12 protein-coding genes are annotated in these 15,866 nt (G+C 64.3%); 6 read left to right on the top strand and 6 right to left on the bottom strand.

The features are described 5' to 3' along the window. Positions 1-375: 375 nt before the first annotated feature. On the top strand, positions 376-1,173 hold the full coding sequence (locus tag AB5Y64_RS01210) for a helix-turn-helix transcriptional regulator (protein ID WP_171865392.1): 798 nt from the start codon (positions 376-378) through the stop codon (positions 1,171-1,173). Positions 1,174-1,333: 160 nt separating this feature from the next. Next, positions 1,334-1,873, top strand: coding sequence for a glycine zipper 2TM domain-containing protein (locus AB5Y64_RS01205; protein WP_010674678.1), 540 nt, complete (start codon positions 1,334-1,336; stop codon positions 1,871-1,873). A gap of 158 nt (positions 1,874-2,031) precedes the next feature. Here AB5Y64_RS01205 and AB5Y64_RS01200 read toward each other — a convergent pair whose 3' ends face one another. Further along, positions 2,032-5,250, bottom strand: a complete 3,219-nt coding sequence (locus tag AB5Y64_RS01200; protein ID WP_368203084.1) for an ExeM/NucH family extracellular endonuclease — start codon at positions 5,248-5,250, stop codon at positions 2,032-2,034. 553 nt (positions 5,251-5,803) lie between these two features. Between AB5Y64_RS01200 and AB5Y64_RS01195 the strand changes: the two genes are divergently transcribed. From AB5Y64_RS01195 to AB5Y64_RS01180, 4 genes are all read left to right on the top strand, one after another. Beyond that, entirely contained in the window at positions 5,804-6,925 is a 1,122-nt protein-coding gene (locus tag AB5Y64_RS01195; protein WP_010674676.1) for an ABC transporter substrate-binding protein, read from the top strand. A 101-nt stretch (positions 6,926-7,026) separates the two neighbouring features. Further along, entirely contained in the window at positions 7,027-8,079 is a 1,053-nt protein-coding gene (locus tag AB5Y64_RS01190; RefSeq protein WP_010674675.1) for an iron ABC transporter permease, read from the top strand. Next, positions 8,072-8,842 carry an ABC transporter ATP-binding protein gene (locus AB5Y64_RS01185; protein WP_010674674.1) on the top strand — a complete coding sequence of 257 codons (771 nt, stop codon included), beginning with the start codon at positions 8,072-8,074 and terminating at the stop codon, positions 8,840-8,842. The genes AB5Y64_RS01190 and AB5Y64_RS01185 overlap by 8 nt, the downstream gene beginning before the upstream one ends. Before the next feature lie 55 nt (positions 8,843-8,897). After that, positions 8,898-10,127 carry an MFS transporter gene (locus AB5Y64_RS01180; RefSeq protein WP_368203081.1) on the top strand — a complete coding sequence of 410 codons (1,230 nt, stop codon included), beginning with the start codon at positions 8,898-8,900 and terminating at the stop codon, positions 10,125-10,127. Between the two features lie 200 nt (positions 10,128-10,327). Here AB5Y64_RS01180 and AB5Y64_RS01175 read toward each other — a convergent pair whose 3' ends face one another. The 5 genes from AB5Y64_RS01175 to fadI form a co-directional block, all read right to left on the bottom strand. Then, positions 10,328-11,212 carry an AEC family transporter gene (locus tag AB5Y64_RS01175; RefSeq protein ID WP_010674672.1) on the bottom strand — a complete coding sequence of 295 codons (885 nt, stop codon included), beginning with the start codon at positions 11,210-11,212 and terminating at the stop codon, positions 10,328-10,330. Positions 11,213-11,223: 11 nt separating this feature from the next. Then, a complete protein-coding gene (locus AB5Y64_RS01170) occupies positions 11,224-11,781 on the bottom strand; it encodes a YaeQ family protein (RefSeq protein WP_010674671.1) in 558 nt (185 codons plus the stop codon). Between the two features lie 188 nt (positions 11,782-11,969). Beyond that, positions 11,970-12,110, bottom strand: coding sequence for a TIGR02808 family protein (locus AB5Y64_RS01165; RefSeq protein ID WP_010674670.1), 141 nt, complete (start codon positions 12,108-12,110; stop codon positions 11,970-11,972). A 262-nt stretch (positions 12,111-12,372) separates the two neighbouring features. After that, positions 12,373-14,520 carry a fatty acid oxidation complex subunit alpha FadJ gene (fadJ, locus tag AB5Y64_RS01160; protein ID WP_113978620.1) on the bottom strand — a complete coding sequence of 716 codons (2,148 nt, stop codon included), beginning with the start codon at positions 14,518-14,520 and terminating at the stop codon, positions 12,373-12,375. Continuing rightward, the gene (fadI, locus tag AB5Y64_RS01155) at positions 14,520-15,830 is read right to left on the bottom strand and encodes an acetyl-CoA C-acyltransferase FadI (protein WP_010674668.1); all 1,311 of its coding nucleotides are present in this window, start codon (positions 15,828-15,830) and stop codon (positions 14,520-14,522) included. The genes fadJ and fadI overlap by 1 nt, the downstream gene beginning before the upstream one ends. Positions 15,831-15,866: the final 36 nt, after the last annotated feature.

Here is a 15,866-nt window from a genome sequence, read left to right as displayed (position 1 = left end):
GGAACCGGATGAAAGGGTATCAAGGGGGGCCGAGCCCAGGTATTAGCGAAACGTCTTAGGGTGGTGAGGAGATGACACATGCCCCCACCGACCACCTTGCCAAGGAGCATGAACGAGCCTCAAATCAATGCCGCCAGCACAAACATCAGACAAACCAGAAGGCACGCCAGTACGTTGACTACGGGGGGCAGCGCCAGTCCCCTGAGCCCCCCACTCACCCACAGGCTGTGCTCACTCCTGTCTATCCACTGAACACCGCCCCTCATCTGATCGCGATACATGACTACCTCTCCATGTGCTAAAAGAGAGCAAAGCATCACGCCAAGACCACATCAAGGCCATAAATACAAATGAATGGTCACCAGGAGATACCAAATGGATAGAGAGAGGACCCTCCCTCGGGACAGAGAAAGCATCGATCACGCCATGTGCCAGTTGTTCAAGCGCCACCTCAAGCGCGCCGGCATCTCGTACAAGGCGCTGGCGGGAGAGTTGAGCATGTCGGAAGCCAGTGTCAAACGACTGCTCAATCAGACTCAACCCTTCACTCTGGACCGCATGCTGGCGATTGCCACGCTCCTCGGCGTTCCCCTCTCCCAGATCCTGACGGAGGCAGAGCAGTTGGCCGCAAGCGTCGTCCACTTCACGCCGCAGCAGGATGCCGCCTTCTGCCAGCGCCCCGAGCTCTACAGCCTGTTGCTGCAGATCCTGCAACAGGGCACGGATCCCGATGCGCTGTGCCAGCACTTCGGGCTCAATGCCCCCTCGCTTTATCTGTATCTGCGCGAGCTCGAGCAGCTCGGACTCGTGGCGCTGCAGAGCGGACTCAGCTTTCGTCTGCTGGTGCCCCGGCACGTGGCATTTCGGGACTCGGCACGCTTCCCCCTGCGCTTCAAGAATCAAGTCATCGAAGGGTTGCAGGCACGCGTCCAGCACCTGACGCCCCGCGATCGTCAGGCCTATCTCATCACCGCCCGGCTTCGGCTGACCGAAGCCGAGTTCATGGAGTACCGCCTTGCACTGGAGACGCTCATGCTGGACACCCTCAAATTGAGCCTCAAGCGTGACCCTGCCACGCCGGATCTGGCGGACTACACCATCCTGGACATGGGCGCACTGGGCAGTTATCAACCCATGTTGCCGCAACCCGTCAACCTCAATCCCTCCACATAGGTCTCTTCTTTGTCGCCAATCGCCGACGCTATTTTTGTGCGGTCACTTTTTGCGCAGTCAGCCCCTGTCGCGATCCCGTGGCCCTTGCCTTGAGCCTGCGGTGCAAAATGCCAAGAATGATCCCAAGCCCTCAACGGGTATGAGTACGAGGAGAAGAGTGATGAACAAATCCATGTTGGCAGGTGTCGGGATCGGTGTGGCCTCTGCGCTGGCATTGTCGGCGGTCGCCAGCGGATCCCTGTTTTCATCAGAGCCCCAGTTTGCCGAGGTGCTGGCCAGCAAGCCGGTGACCGAGACCATCAAGACGCCACGTCAGGAGTGCCGCAACGTCACCCTGACCCACCGTAAGCCGGTGCAGGACGAGCACAAGATCCTGGGTACCGTGGTTGGCGCAGCCCTGGGCGGCGTGGTCGGCCACCAGTTTGGCGGTGGCAGCGGCAAGAAGGTGGCCACCGCCGCCGGTGCCGTGGCAGGGGGTTATGCCGGGAATCAGGTGCAGGGCAACATGCAGGCGGGTGATACCTACACCACCACGGAGCAGCGCTGCAAGACGGTGCAGGAGAGCAGCACCCGCACCATCGGCTATGACGTCACCTACCGCCTCGCCGGCCAGGAAGGGGTGGTACGCATGGAGAAGCAGCCCGGCCCCACCATTCCGGTCAAGGATGGCAAGCTGGTACTGAGCAACGCGCAGGGTTGATACTCCGTTAGGAGCGCCCTGCCATGAGGAAGGCCCACCATGACGGTGGGCCTTTTTCATCTTCGCAACCCCACCTGTCTGCAACAGGTCTTCCCAACAAACGTTTTCCCAACTAAGAAAGGGGCCCACAGGCCCCTTTTTATATTGAGAAGTCATTCTCAGTGGCGACCGAAGGGCCACCAGGGCTTGTCGTTGTCCTGGATGTCGACCCGGGTCTGCTGCAGGGCGCCGGGCTGGCCCCCTTCCACCCGATCGAGGCTCACCCTGAACTGCTCGGTGGGCTCGACGAACCAGTCATCGATGATCAGCACCTTGACCGACTTGCTGCCCCCCTCGCCCGAAGCCCAGCTCACCGACTGACCGAACCAAGGCAGGAAATCCAGCCCCCAGCGCGCCGTGACCCCGTCAAGGGCCACCCGGGCCCGGGCCGGCTTGCTCAGATCGCCGCTTCGCACCAGGGGGATCTCGGCAAACCACTGCCCCTCGTTCACCGTGATACTGGCCTGAGCCAGCGAGATGGTGGACGGCGCCAGCTTGTCCTTGATGGTCACCAGGGTCTGGTGCTGATCCCCCAGGGTCGCGCCGCTCGGGTCAAACAGCTCCAGAGTAAAGGTCTCGTCCCCCTCGTGCAGGGTGTCGCTCTTCACCGGAATGCTGATGGTCTGGGGCTCGCTTTGCCCGGCAGCCCAGTGCAGGGTGCCAGTGAGGGGTGCCACGTCGCCTGCGTCCGCGCTGCCATGGACGATGCGATAACTCACGCTCGCCTCCCCATGGCTGCCATCGCGGCGCGCCACGCTCAAGACCAGAGTGTTGCCCTCCTCCACGCTCGCAGCGGCGCTCTCGAGGCTCAATACCCCGGCAGGCGGCAGCGGATACTGGATGGCCACCAGCACCGGATCGTGATCCGAGGCGCTGAAGGGCCCTTCGGATTTCGCCAGCTGGCCGCTGTACTTGCTGCCGTACTCGAAGAAGTTGCTCTCGGCGGAGTTGATGTGCCAATCCTCGATGCCGATCACCTTGGCCGCAAGGCTCGGGTTTGCCAGGGCGTGATCCAGGTTGCCGAGCTCCCCTTCGTAGCTGTAGGAGTAGGTGTCGGTGCCGTGGAAGCGGGTGTTGAGGTTCACAAACCCATACCCCTTGCCCAGGGCGCTGCCGCTCTCCTCGAAGGGCTGGCCCGCCAGAGTGGTAAAGGAGGCGCTCATGATCTGGCGCGCCTGGGCGGCCGGATCATAGTCGGTCAGCACCCGGATGGGATCTTCCATGCCATAGGCGTTCATGTCGCCGATGAGCAGCAGATCCCCGGCCAGCTCCTTGAGATGTTCCCCCAGCACCTTGGCGGCGGAGACCCGCAGCGCGTTGCAGTGGCCCTGGCCATCCAGCGGATCGGCAGTGGCGTAGTCGGGGTAATCCTCGAAGCAGGCGGAGCCCTTGGACTTGAGGTGGTTGACCACCAGGGTCAGGGGCGCATCCCCCTTGGGCGAGCTGAAGCGCTGCACCAGCGACTCGCGCATCCCCTGGTTGATGGTCACCGGCTTGCCGCTGGCGTCCACCGCCTCGGCCTGCTGCACCGGCAGCGCGATGAGGCCGGCAACCCCCTCCGGGGTCACCTTGGCGGGTCGGTAGATGAGCCCCACCGTGATGGCGTCGGTGCCGATGGGCTTGCCATCCGGCGAGGCAATCCAGCGGTAGTGATCCGCCTCATCCGGCTGGGCAGCGTTCAAGGCCGCAACCAGATTGGCGATGGCGGAGTTGTCACCATAGCCGTTGTTCTCGATCTCCATCAGCCCCACCACGTCGGCATTGAGGCGGGTGATGGCGCTGACGATCTTGGTGCGCTGCAGCTCGAACTCCGCCACCGTCAGGGCGCCCCGGTTGCTGCCGGTGGGGTTGGCATCGCCCCCCACCACCGTGGTGAAGAAGTTGAGCACGTTGAAGCTGGCGACCCGCAGATCCCCCGCCTCGGCAAGTTCCGGCGTTTCCACCCGATCCCAGCCGCTGTGATCAATCTGGCTCGCGTCGATGCGGTTGCTGGCCACCAGCCGGAACAGGTTGTAGGAGTAGCCAAGCGCCCCCTCCAGCCCGTTGAGCTTGTCGCCGATGCGCAGGTAACCGTCCTCGGCGTTGAAGCCGGGGAACCAGGGCAGCACGCCGTCCGGCGCCTTGGCGTCGGTCTCCACCACCAGCTGGTTCTGCTGGTTGCGAAGGGCCCAGTCGCTCGCCTCCTGGCTCATGGCGGCAAATTTCTGGGTCGACTTGATGAGCGGCGAACCATAAGAGAGCACCAGGTTGTTGCGCTTGCCGTCGTAATCGAAGCTGAAGTTGCGGGTCACCACCAGGCTGGAGCCCGGCACCAGCCGTACCTGCATCCCCTCGTGACGCTCCAGCAGCTGGCTCAGGCTCTCCCCCGCCACCGGCAGCAGATCCACCGCAGCCGGGATGGCCCCTTGCGGCCGGGTCACCACCAGCTCGTCGGCATTGATCTGGGTCTGGTTGAAATACTCCTTCACCTTGCCCGAAACGCACACCTCGGCCCCCGGCACGACGGCAGCGTTGGCCTTGGTGGTGTAAACGAAGAGGCCGTCGGAGGTGGCCGGATCGCCGTCCCCCTGCTCGTCCTGAATGAAGAAGCCCTTGTAGAGGCCGCTCACCACCTGGGTTACCACGCCGCGAGTAGCATAGGCCTGTTCCGATTCAAACTTGCCGGCCGGCACCAGGGGGCTGCTGCTGCCCGGGCCCTGAATGGCGGGCACGGGCACCAACTGATCCACCGGGCAGACGAAGGCGGGCGGCTGGGTGCCATCGCAGGGACCATCGCCGCTGCAACCCAGACCGCTGGCGTCATCCTTGGGAGCAGCCACATATTCGAGCGCCGGATCGAAAGGGGCGGTCGCATCGACCCGGCCCGTGGTGACGGTGGCCTTGCGGCGCAGGGTCATGTCCAGGGTCGAGACGCCGCCCGAGACCCAGGCCGTGCCCGGATCCACCCCCACCTGGCCGAAGCTGTCCACAAGCTCGCTGCCGCGATAGAGCACCAGGGCGTCGTCACCGTTGAACACCAGGTTGCCGCTGGTCTGATTGGCCTTGGCCAGGATCTCGCTGCTGGCGGAGGGATTGGCTAGCACCAGGCTGGCCCCCGGCGCCAGGGTGCCCTGCAGCGCCAGGCTGTTGGTGGGGGCCTCGGTGAGGGGTTTGCCGTTGGCATAGAGCGCCAGCCGGTATTGGGAGAGATCGATGACGCTGGAGCCCACATTGCTCAGCTCCACCGCCTTGTTATTGCTGGATCCTTCCAGATATTCGCTGATAAGCAGTTGCGCCTGCGCCTGTCCAGCGAGCGCCAGCCCGACGGCCAGCGCCACGAGAGAATGTCTTCCTGACATGGTCAGTTTCCTTTTTTTATTTGCAGTTCGTGTTATTGGCGCCCCGCGCAAGGCGGGCCGCAGCACCTTGTTGCCGGCGAGATCATGACGATTCGGTGCCATGATCCCGCGGCGGGCCTACTCTGCCCCTTTGACGGCGGAGCCGCTGGGAGCTGGCTAACAATGACAACAAAATGTTGCGTGCAGGTGACGGGCAATACCCGAATGGGCAGTGTCCGTCATCGGTGCGCAGGAAATCGTCGCCACCTCTGGCGGTGCCATGCCAGGGAGACTAGACATCGGACAGACTCCAGGGTTGAGAGCGCGAGAGGTGCGGCGGCCAGTACCCTGCTCCACACGCGGCAAGATGGGCACCACGGGCCACCCTTTTTCCATGCAAACAGAGAGAGGGCTTCTATTGGAGCAGGGTGTTGTGCCGCGGTGGCATGGGTTCCAGTAGTGACATAAATAACAAGAGAGGGGATGGCACAAAGGTTTGTTGCTTTTGCGCTCGCGAATGGCAATAGTTCTCACTTTCTTTTTTTGACCGTCTCTATTCCCGAGGTGCTACAAGATGTTTCGTCACCCCCTGGCAAAGTTGCTGCTGCTCGGCCAGCTCGTCCTGGCGAGCTGGATGGCGCAGGCCGCCCCCCCCGTTGAAGTGGAAGATGTGATGGGCCGCAAGGTCTCCCTGAGCCTTCCGGCCAGCCGCATCGTGCTCGGTTTCTATCCCGAAGATTACCTGGCCGTGGCCGGTGAAGGCGGCGCCGAGCGCCTGGTGGGCATGTCCCTGAGCTGGTTCATGAAGTCCCGTCCCGCCATCTGGTCTCTCTACGTGGCCAGCCAGCCACAACTGGCCAAAGTGCCGGACCTTGGCAACGTGCAGGATCAGAGCTTCTCCATCGAGAAGACCCTGGCGGTCAAGCCCGATCTGGTGATCCTGGCGAAGTGGCAATACGAGGCCCTGGCCGCGGACCTGCCGCGCCTCGAGCAGGCGGGGATCCCGGTGGTGGTCATCGACTACAACGCCCAGACCCTGGCACAGCACATGGCGAGCACCCTGCTGCTTGGCAAGCTGACCGGCCAGGAGGCCCGTGCCCGGAAGATGGCCGACGAGTACAAGGCCAAGATTGACACCATCACCTCGCGCATCGCCGCCGCGAAGCGCAAGCCGCCCCGGGTCTACATCGAGCTGGGTGACAAGGGCCCGGCCGAGTACAGCTACACCTATGGCAAGGACATGTGGGGCGCTATGGCCCTGCTGGCGGGCGGTGAGAACGTGGCCGCCCCCTTCGTCGATCGCTGGGGCCCCATCCACCCGGAACAACTGCTGGCGAGCAAGCCCGAGGTGATCCTGATGGCGGGCTACGAGAGCGTGAGCAGTGCTGTCGCCATGCAGGTGGGCCAGGATGTGTCGGCCAAGACCGTGCGCCAGCGCCTGCAGGGCTTTGCCGCCCGTCCGGGCTGGCGCGAGTTGCCTGCGGTGAAGCAGGGTCGCCTCTACGCGGTCTATCACGGCGCCACCCGCAGCATCATGGATGCCGCCCTCATCGAGTTCATGGCCAAGGCCCTCTATCCGGACCTCTTCCAGGATCTCGACCCCCTGGCCACCTATCAGGCGTTCTACCAGCACTACCTGCCCATCCGTCCCCAGGGCACCTTCATGCTGGGCATCAAGCAGGATGACGCAAGCTAATCCCGGCACTTCGGGTGCGGCCCACCTCGGCCACCCCCTCTTCAGCAACCCTCTTGGATTGTGTGGGCGCCTCTTGCGGCGCCCGTTTCAGGATTGACATCATGAATGATTTGGCTGCCCTGCAGCAGACCCTCGCCCGGCAGCGGCAACGGGAGCGCCGTCGCTGGCACTGGCTCCTGCTGCTCGCCCTGGTCCTGTGCATTACCCTGGTGCTCGACATCGCCACCGGCCCCTCCCTGCTGGCCCTGCACGACGTGATCGATGCCCTGGTTTCCCCCGCCCAGGCCGATCCCATGACCCGCACCATCGTCCACGACATGCGCCTGCCCATCGCCCTCATGGCCCTGGTGGTCGGCGCCTCCCTCGGTCTTGGCGGCGTGCAGATGCAGACCCTGCTGGACAACCCCCTCGCCAGTCCCTATACCCTCGGGCTCGCGGCGGCGGCGGGCCTGGGCGCGGCGCTGGCCCTCTACACCGGCGGCCTCGGGCTTCCTCCCCTGGTGGCCATCCCGGCCGGTGCCTTCATTGTGTGCATGTTTGCCGCCTGCCTGCTGTTTGGTCTGGCCATGATGCGCCATGTCAGCAGCCAGACCCTGATCCTGGCGGGCATCGCCCTGCTGTTCCTGTTCCAGTCCCTGCTCTCCCTGCTGCAGTTCCTCTCCTCCCCCGAACTCAACCAGCAGATCCTGTTCTGGCTGTTTGGCAGCCTGATGCGCACCACCTGGGACTCCCTGATCATCACCGCCGTCGTCACCCTGATCTGCACCCTGCTCATCTACCGGGATGCCTGGGCCCTCACCAGCCTGCGCCTCGGGGAAGCCCGCGCCCGCAGCCTCGGGGTCAATGTCGACAGACTGCGCATGAAGACCCTGGTGCTGGTCGCCCTGCTCACCGCCACCGCCACCAGCTTCGTCGGCGTGATCGGCTTCGTCGGCCTGGTGGCCCCCCATATCGCCCGCATGCTGGTGGGGGAAGATCAGCGCTTTTTGATCCCCCTCTCCGCCCTGTGCGGCGCCTGCATGCTCTCGGCGGCCTCGGTGCTCTCCAAGTCCATCATTCCGGGGGCCCTCTTCCCCATCGGCATCGTCACCGCACTCATTGGCGTGCCCTTCTTCATCTGGTTGATCCTCGGCAGGGGGCGTAAACGTGCTTGAAATATCCCGACTCTCCCTCTCCCTCGGCCAGCAGACCTTGCTGCGGGATCTCAGCCTCACTCTGCATCCGGGTCAGGTCCATGTGATCATCGGCCCGAACGGGACCGGCAAGACCTCCTTGATGCGCACCCTCTTTGGTGAACTGACCCCGGACAGTGGCGACATTCGCCTCGGGGACCAGAGTGCCCGCCAGATGACGCAGGCCAGGTGGCGCCAGCAGTTTGGCTACATGCCCCAGAACATCCAGCTGGAGCTGGATCTCAGCGTCATCGAGGTGGTGGTGCTGGGGCGCCTCGACAGCCTCTCCATGCGCCTCGCGGACGAGGACATCCTGGCCGCCGGCCGTGCCCTGCAGGCGCTTGGCATCGCCCATCTGGCGGATCGCCCCCTCTACTCTTTGAGCGGCGGCCAGCGGCAGATGGTGCTCTTCGCCCAGGTGCTGCTGCGCGACCCCCGCATCATGATGCTGGACGAGCCGGTCAGCGCCCTGGACCTGCACCACCAGATGCAACTGATGGAGCACCTGTGCCAGCAGACCCGGGAGCAGCAGTGGATCACCCTGGTGGTGCTGCACGATCTCAACCTGGCCGCCCAGTTTGCCGATCAGCTGATCGTGCTGGCAGGGGGAGATCTGCAGGCCTTCGGCCCCCCCGCCCGGGTGCTCGACGCGGCCCTCATCGAGCGCCTCTACCAGGTGCCGGTGGAGATAAGCCACGATCAGCACGGCATCCCCTTCCTCAGAACCCTGCGAAAGACATCATGACACAGTCCTGCGCCACCCCGGCGACCACCTCCCCACGCACTGGCGGGAGGCGACCATGAACGGCGCCTCCTACTGGCGGGACTGGCAGGGCATGAGCCCGGCCGCCCGCCTGCTCATCACCAATGGGCTCGCCTTCAACCTCGGCTTCTACATGATGATGCCCTTCCTCGCCCAGCACATGGGCAGCGGGCTCGGCCTGGCCGGCTGGGCCTGTGGCCTCGTCATGGGGATGCGGGTCTTCAGCCAGCAGGGGCTCTTCCTGCTGGGCGGCACCCTTGGGGATCGCATCGGCTACCATCCCGCCATCGTCTGGGGCTGCCTGGTACGATCTTTAGGCTTCGTGCTGCTGGGCTGGGCCGAGTCCCTGCCCATCCTGCTGCTGGCCGCCGCCCTCACCGGCTTTGCGGGGGCTCTGTTCACCCCCTGCGCCCAGGCCTACCTTGCCAGCGAATGCCACAACCCGAGCCAGCGTCAGCGCGCCTTCGCCCTGCACAATCTGGCCAGCGAGGCGGGCATGCTGCTCGGCCCCCTGGTCGGCCTCACCTTGACCCAGCAGAGCTATACCCTGACGGGGATCCTGGCGGCGAGCCTCTTCGCCCTGCTCGGAGTGCTGCAATACCGGGTGCTGCCTAAACGCCCGGTGAGCAACCCGAGCCCCATTGGCGCCATCTTGCGCCAATGGGGGGAGATAGTGCGCCAGCGCCCCTTCATGGGGTTCACCCTGCTGGCAGGCAGCTACCAGATCCTGTTCCACCAGCTCTACCTCGCCCTCCCCGCCCATATCCAGAGCCTGCCGGACGCCACCCACCTGCTCGGCGGCGTCTTCACCCTCTCGGCGGTGATCGGCGTTCTGCTCCAGCTGCCGGCATCGCGCCTGGTGGAGCGCCGCCTGGGAGTACCGCTCGCCATGGGGCTGGGGATAGGCATGATGGGCCTGAGCTATCTCGCCCTGCCCCTGCTGGCACCCTGGCCGACGGCAGGCGTGTTGACGCAGGTGGCCCTGCTTTCCCTGGGCTCCATCCTCTGCTTCCCGCTCTTCGCCGCCCAGCTGCCCCGCTACGCGCCCCCTGAGCAGCTCGGCAGCTACTACGGCTTCTATGCCAGCGCCGGGGGCTGCATGGCGCTCTTTGGCAACCTGCTCATCGGCTTTATGCTGGGGGATGCGGGCAGCCGCCCCGCCACCGCCATCTGGTGGCTGCTGGCCCTCGCCGGCCTGCTGGCGGGGTTTGGTCTCTATACCCAACTGCGCAAGGATGGCCAGGTTCAGCCTGCTCCCCATCAATAAACAGGGCGGCCAAGGCCGCCCGGTTTTATTCCCTTTCTCCCCCTTCCACTCTCTGCCTTATCCGGCTAAACCGGCTTCAAAACCTTGTCAGATACGCGAGCAAGCTCGGCTGTACTCGATGAGCAAAACAACATCGGACATGCACGATAGCAATAAAAAGGACGCCATCGGGCGTCCTTGAAGAGGAAGACAGAGCAGGGTCAACTCCCCAGATGCAGCGCCAACCAGACCGCCAGCGGGATCACCACCACCGAGAGCGCATTGCCGCCGAGCACAATACTGGCCACCTTGTCGGGCTGACACTGGTACTGCTCGCACAGGATGTAATTCAATACCGCCGGGGGCAGCGCCACCGACAGCATCAGGAGTGGTATCCAGTCAGGTTCGAGGGGCAGCAGCCAGACGGCGAGCCCCAGGGAGAGGCCCCCCGCCAACAGGTAGAGCAGGTTGCACTTGATGGCCAGCCCCAGATGATCCAGCTCCCCTTCCATCAGCCGGATGCCTAAGGCAAACAGCATCAGGGGCACCGCTATCTGGCCGAGCAGAGCGGCGCTGGTCACCAGGTATTCCGGCAGCGGGATATGCAGGTTGGCCACCAGCAGCCCGGCGAAGGCGGCCCAGAGCACGGGGCTTCTCAGCCAGAGCCAGCGGGAGCTGCTGGCGGAGAGGATGAACATCCCCACCGAGAAGTGGAGCAGGTTGGAGAGCACAAAGAGGATGACGATGGCGCCGAGCTGCTGCTCGCCAAAGGCGAGCACCATCAGCGGAATGCCGAGGTTGCCGGTGTTGCGAAACATGGCGGGCAGGATCAGTGCGGCCCGCTCTATCTCCTTGAGTTTGAGCAGGGAGAGCAGCGAGCCGGGAAGCAGGATCACCAGGGCACCGGCCCCCACAAGGGGCAGGTGCGCCGCCAGATCCAGGGGGTATTTCACCAGGGCTGAGAAGACCAGCGCCGGGGTAAAGAGCTCGATATTGGCCCGGTTGACATAACCCAGGGCCCCGCCCGGTCGCAGCCGTCCATAGAGGGCGCCAAGGCCCACCACCGCAAACACGGGAATGACGATATTGAGCAGGGCGCTGAACATGGGTATCCCGTTTACAGTTCGCGGGCCGGGCGTCCCATCAGCACCACGGGGTCCAGCGTCACCTCCTGGCTGCCGTTGCTGACCCAGAGCTGGCCGTCGGAGATGGTGCAGGTGAGCTGCATGGTGCGCTCCACCATGGCCGCCAGGGGCAGGGTCTGGCTGTCGGAGAGTTCGATGACGCTCAGGTTGTCGTGCAGACCGAGCTTGCCCTGGTTCTGCTTCCACCAGACGCTGGTGCCACGACCGCCATAGAGGTAGAGCACCACCTGGCGAGAGCGGTTGCATGCCTTCTTGAGGCGGCGCTCGTCCGGCTGACCCAGCTCAATCCAGAGTTCAATCTCATCGGAATAGTTCTTGCACCAGAGCTCGGGCTCGTCGTCGGCAGAGAGCCCCTTGGTGAACTCCAGCCGCTCGGCGGCATGCCAGGCGAAGGCCGCTAGGCGGATCATCATGCGCTCGTCGGTCTCGGAGGGGTGACGGGCCAGGGTGAGGGAGAAGTCCTGATAGAGATTGCGATCCATGTCAGACAAGCTGATCTGGGCCTTGAAGATGGTTGCCTTGAGCGCCATAGAAGTCGTGAATACCTGATAAAAGAGAAGGGGGCGGACATGCCGGGCGTCAGTGTAATCAAAATGGCCGCCGGGTTCGACCGTCTTGCGCTCCCTTTACCCCATCAGGGGCGGGCAAGTGCTTCAGAAGACACAAAAAACAAATGCCAGTCGTGAGACTGGCATTTGGCGGCATGAACGAGAGTGACTCACTTCTCGGCGGACTTGACCCCGAAGGCATTGAGCAGCAGGCAGCAGGTCACTGCCACTGCCACGAACCCGCTCAGGAAGATAAAGGGCATGGCCCCATACCCCAATACAGTCCAGATGGTGTGTTCAAGCAGACTCATAGTGTGTCCTTCATCCAGTGAAATGGGTGTCCCTTTCGTGACGGGGTCGCCCCCGTTCCTGATAAGACTATTTGACCTCAACCCGCGCCTGAGTCCTATGCCACCAAAGTAATAAATGGGGCACCTGTTTGCGCCAGATCAAGGTTTTACCCCTCTCCGCCCCGTTTTTCTTCGCGCCCCCGCCCCAAACCGGAAAGGTATGCCCAACAAAAAGCGAGGCGACCTTGGGGTCGCCTCGCTCGATGTATGCCGTCGAGAGCCATCAGTAGAAGGTCTGCTGCTCCGCCGCCATCGCTTTCAGCCGCGCACAGGGGGCGAAGCGGTCGCCAAAGCGCTTCTGATGGTGCTCAAGACGCCCCACCAGATAGTCGATGCCGAGGCTGTCCATGTAGCGGAACGGACCGCCCAGGAAGGGGGGGAAGCCGATACCGAAGATGGCGCCGATGTCGCCATCCCGGGCCGAGGCCACCACGCCGCCATCCAGGGCCATGGCAGCTTCGTTGAGCATCAGCAGCACGCAGCGCTCGGCGATCTCCTGCCTGGCCAGCTTGGCCTGGGGCTTGACGCCCAGCACGTCGTAGACGCTCGCGTCCACCGTCTTCTTGCCCTCCTTGCCGGTGAGCTTGTTGCGCGGGGCAGCCTTGCCATAGAGGTAGAAGCCCTTGCCGTTCTTGCGCCCCTTGCGATCGTCTTCCAGCAGCTTGTCAAAGGCCTTGGGCGCCTGGAACTGCTCGCCACCCAGCTCTTTTTCGAGGATGGGGGAGATCTTGGCCCCCACGTCGATCCCCACCTCGTCCAGCAGGGTGATGGGGCCGACCGGGAAACCGAAGTCGAGCAGAGCGCCGTCCAGTACCTCCACCGGCTCCCCTTCCAGCACCAGGCGCGCCGCCTCGTTCATGTAGGGCGCCAGGATGCGGTTGACGTAGAAGCCCGCCTCGTCCTTCACCACGATGGGGGTCTTGCCCTGGGCCCGGGCGAAGGCCAGGGTGGTGGCCACCGTCTCGGCGCTGGTACCCGCGTGGGGAATGATCTCGGCGAGCGGCATCTTGTCCACCGGGCTGAAGTAGTGCAGCCCTACCACCCGCTCCGGATGCGTCGCCGCCGAGGCGATCTGGTGGATGGGCAGGGAGGAGGTGTTGGAGGCAAACACGGTGTGCTCGCTGCACTCGCGCTCCACGTCCTGCACCATCTGGTGCTTGAGGTTGATCTCCTCGAATACCGCTTCCACCACCATGTCCACCCGGTGGAAACCGGAATAGTCCAGGGTGCCGGTGAGCAGGCTCATCTGTTTCTCCAGCTCGCTGCGCAGCAGTTGGCGACGCTTGAGCTTCCTCGCGAGAAGGTCGTAGCTGTAACGCATGGCATTGCCGATGCCGGCGTTCGCCACATCCTTGATCCGCACCGGTACCCCCGCCTTGGTGGCGGTGACGAAGGCGATGCCGCCCCCCATCAGGCCGCCCCCCAGCACGGCGGCATGACCCACCTTGCGTGGCTCGGCCCCCTGATAGCTCACCTCTTTTTTCATCTCCGTGGTGGCGAAGAAGAGGGAGCGCAGGGCGGCGGATTCCGGCGTCATCACCAGCTCGCCGAAGTGGCGAGCCTCGGCCTGCAGGCCGGCCTGCATCCCCTCCTCCACGCCGATGCGCACCACCTCGATGATGCGCTCCGGCGCCGGGTAGTTGCCCCGGGTCTTGGCCTTGACCCCCTTGCGGGCCTGATCGAACAGCACCTTGCGACCAAATTTGTTGGTCTCCAGCACCTTGCCCTGCAGATCCCGTTTCAGGTGGTGGCGCGGCTTGCCCTTCTTGGCAAGCTTGATGGCGGCTTCCAGCAAAATGGACGGGGGCACCATGTCATCCACCAGCCCGAGCTTCCTGGCCTGTTTGGCCCGCACCTGCTTGCCGGTCAGCATCAGATCCAGTGCCTTGGCCACCCCGATGAGGCGCGGCAGGCGCTGGGTACCGCCGGAGCCCGGCAGCAGGCCGAGCTGCACTTCCGGCAGGCCCAGCACGGTTTTACCGTGATCGGTCACCACCCGGCCATGACAGGCGAGCGCCAGCTCCAGCCCGCCGCCAAGGCAGGGGCCGTGAATGGCGGCGATCACCGGGATCCCCAGGGTTTCGATCTCGGCGAACACGTCCTGTCCGGCCCGGGACAGCGCTTCGGCATCCTGGGCGCTGGTGCAGGCCGCCAGCATGGCGATGTCGGCCCCGGCAACGAAGGAGTCCTTCTTGCCCGAGACGATCACCAGACCGATCAGATCCCCGTTCCCCTTTACCTCGGCCAGCAGAGTGCGGATCTCGTCCGCAAAGGAGGCCTTCAGGGTGTTCATGCTCTCACCGGGCACATCCATGGTGAGGATGCCGATGCCGTCTTTGCGAATATCCAGAGAAAAAGTCTTGGCACTCATCATTCCACCTCCAGCACCATGGCCACACCCAGCCCACCCGCCGCACAGGCGGTGTTGAGCCCCAATCCCCCACCCCGGCGCCGCAGTTCATGCAGGGTCTGGGTGATCATGCGCGCCCCGGTGGCGGCAAAGGGGTGACCAAAGGCCAGCGAGCCGCCGAGCACGTTGAACTTCTCCATGTCCACCTCGCCGATGGCCTGATCCCGGCCCAGCTTGTCACGGGCAAATTCGGCGCTTGCAAACATCTTGAGGTTGGCGAGCGTCTGGGCAGCAAAAGCTTCGTGCATGTCGATGAGGGTGAGATCCCCAAGGGTGATGCCGGCACGGTCCAGCGCCAGCGGCGTGGCATAGGAGGGGCCCATCAGCATGTCCTGCCAGACATCGATGGCGGAAAACGCGAAGCTGCGGATGTAACCCAGCGGTTCCAGACCGAGCTCGCGGGCCCGCCCTTCACGCATCATCAGCACGGCGGCGGCGCCGTCGGTGAGCGGGGTGGCGTTGGCGGCGGTCACCGAGCCGTGAGCCCGGTCAAACACCGGTTTGAGCTTGGCGTAACTCGCCAGATCGGAGCTTTCGCGGATGTTGTTGTCCCGTTCCAGCGGCGACTTGTAGGGGGGCACGTGGGCGGTGAACACCTCGCCACTCAATTTGCCCTGGGCCCAGGCTTCGGCCGCCAGGGTGTGGGAGCGGTGGGCCAGCGCATCTTGCGCCTCGCGGCTGATCTGGTGGGTCTTGGCCATCTGCTCGGCGGTCTGCCCCATGGAGAGACCGGTGGAGTACTCGGCCACGGCCGGGGGCACCGGCAGCAGGTCCTTCAGGCGCAGACGGCGCAGAATATTGAAACGCTGCTGGAGGTTGCGCGCCTTGTTGAGATCCACCAGGGCGCGGGCCAGAGACTTGCTGACCCCGATGGGCAGCACGGAAGAGGAGTCGGCACCGCCGGCGATGGCGATGTCCACCGTGCCGGCCATGATGGATTCGGTGACATTGGCCACCGCCTGGAAACTGGTGGCGCAGGCGCGCGACACGCTATAGGCATCGGTGCTGACGCTCATGCCAGTGCCAAGCACGATCTCCCGGGCGATGTTTGGCGCTTCCGGCATCTGCACCACCTGGCCGAACACCAGCTGGTCGATGAGCTTGGGGTCGAGATCGGTGCGGGCGAGCATCTCGCTCACCACCAGTTTGCCCAGATCCACCGCAGGCACGCCGTGAAAAGCGGTGGCCTGCTTGGCAAAGGGGGTGCGCAGACCCGCCACGACGGCTATCCGTTCGCCCTGGCGAGTCGTCAGTTTCAATGGCTGTTTCATCCTGGCTCCTTGGGTTAAAAAGGCAGAGGTCTGACC

The organism is Aeromonas sp. R5-1 (assembly GCF_040908265.1).
GTDB classification, from domain to species: Bacteria; Pseudomonadota; Gammaproteobacteria; order Enterobacterales; family Aeromonadaceae; genus Aeromonas; species Aeromonas caviae.
Note: the sequence above shows the minus strand (reverse complement) of the source record. Positions and strands in the feature narration are given on the sequence as shown.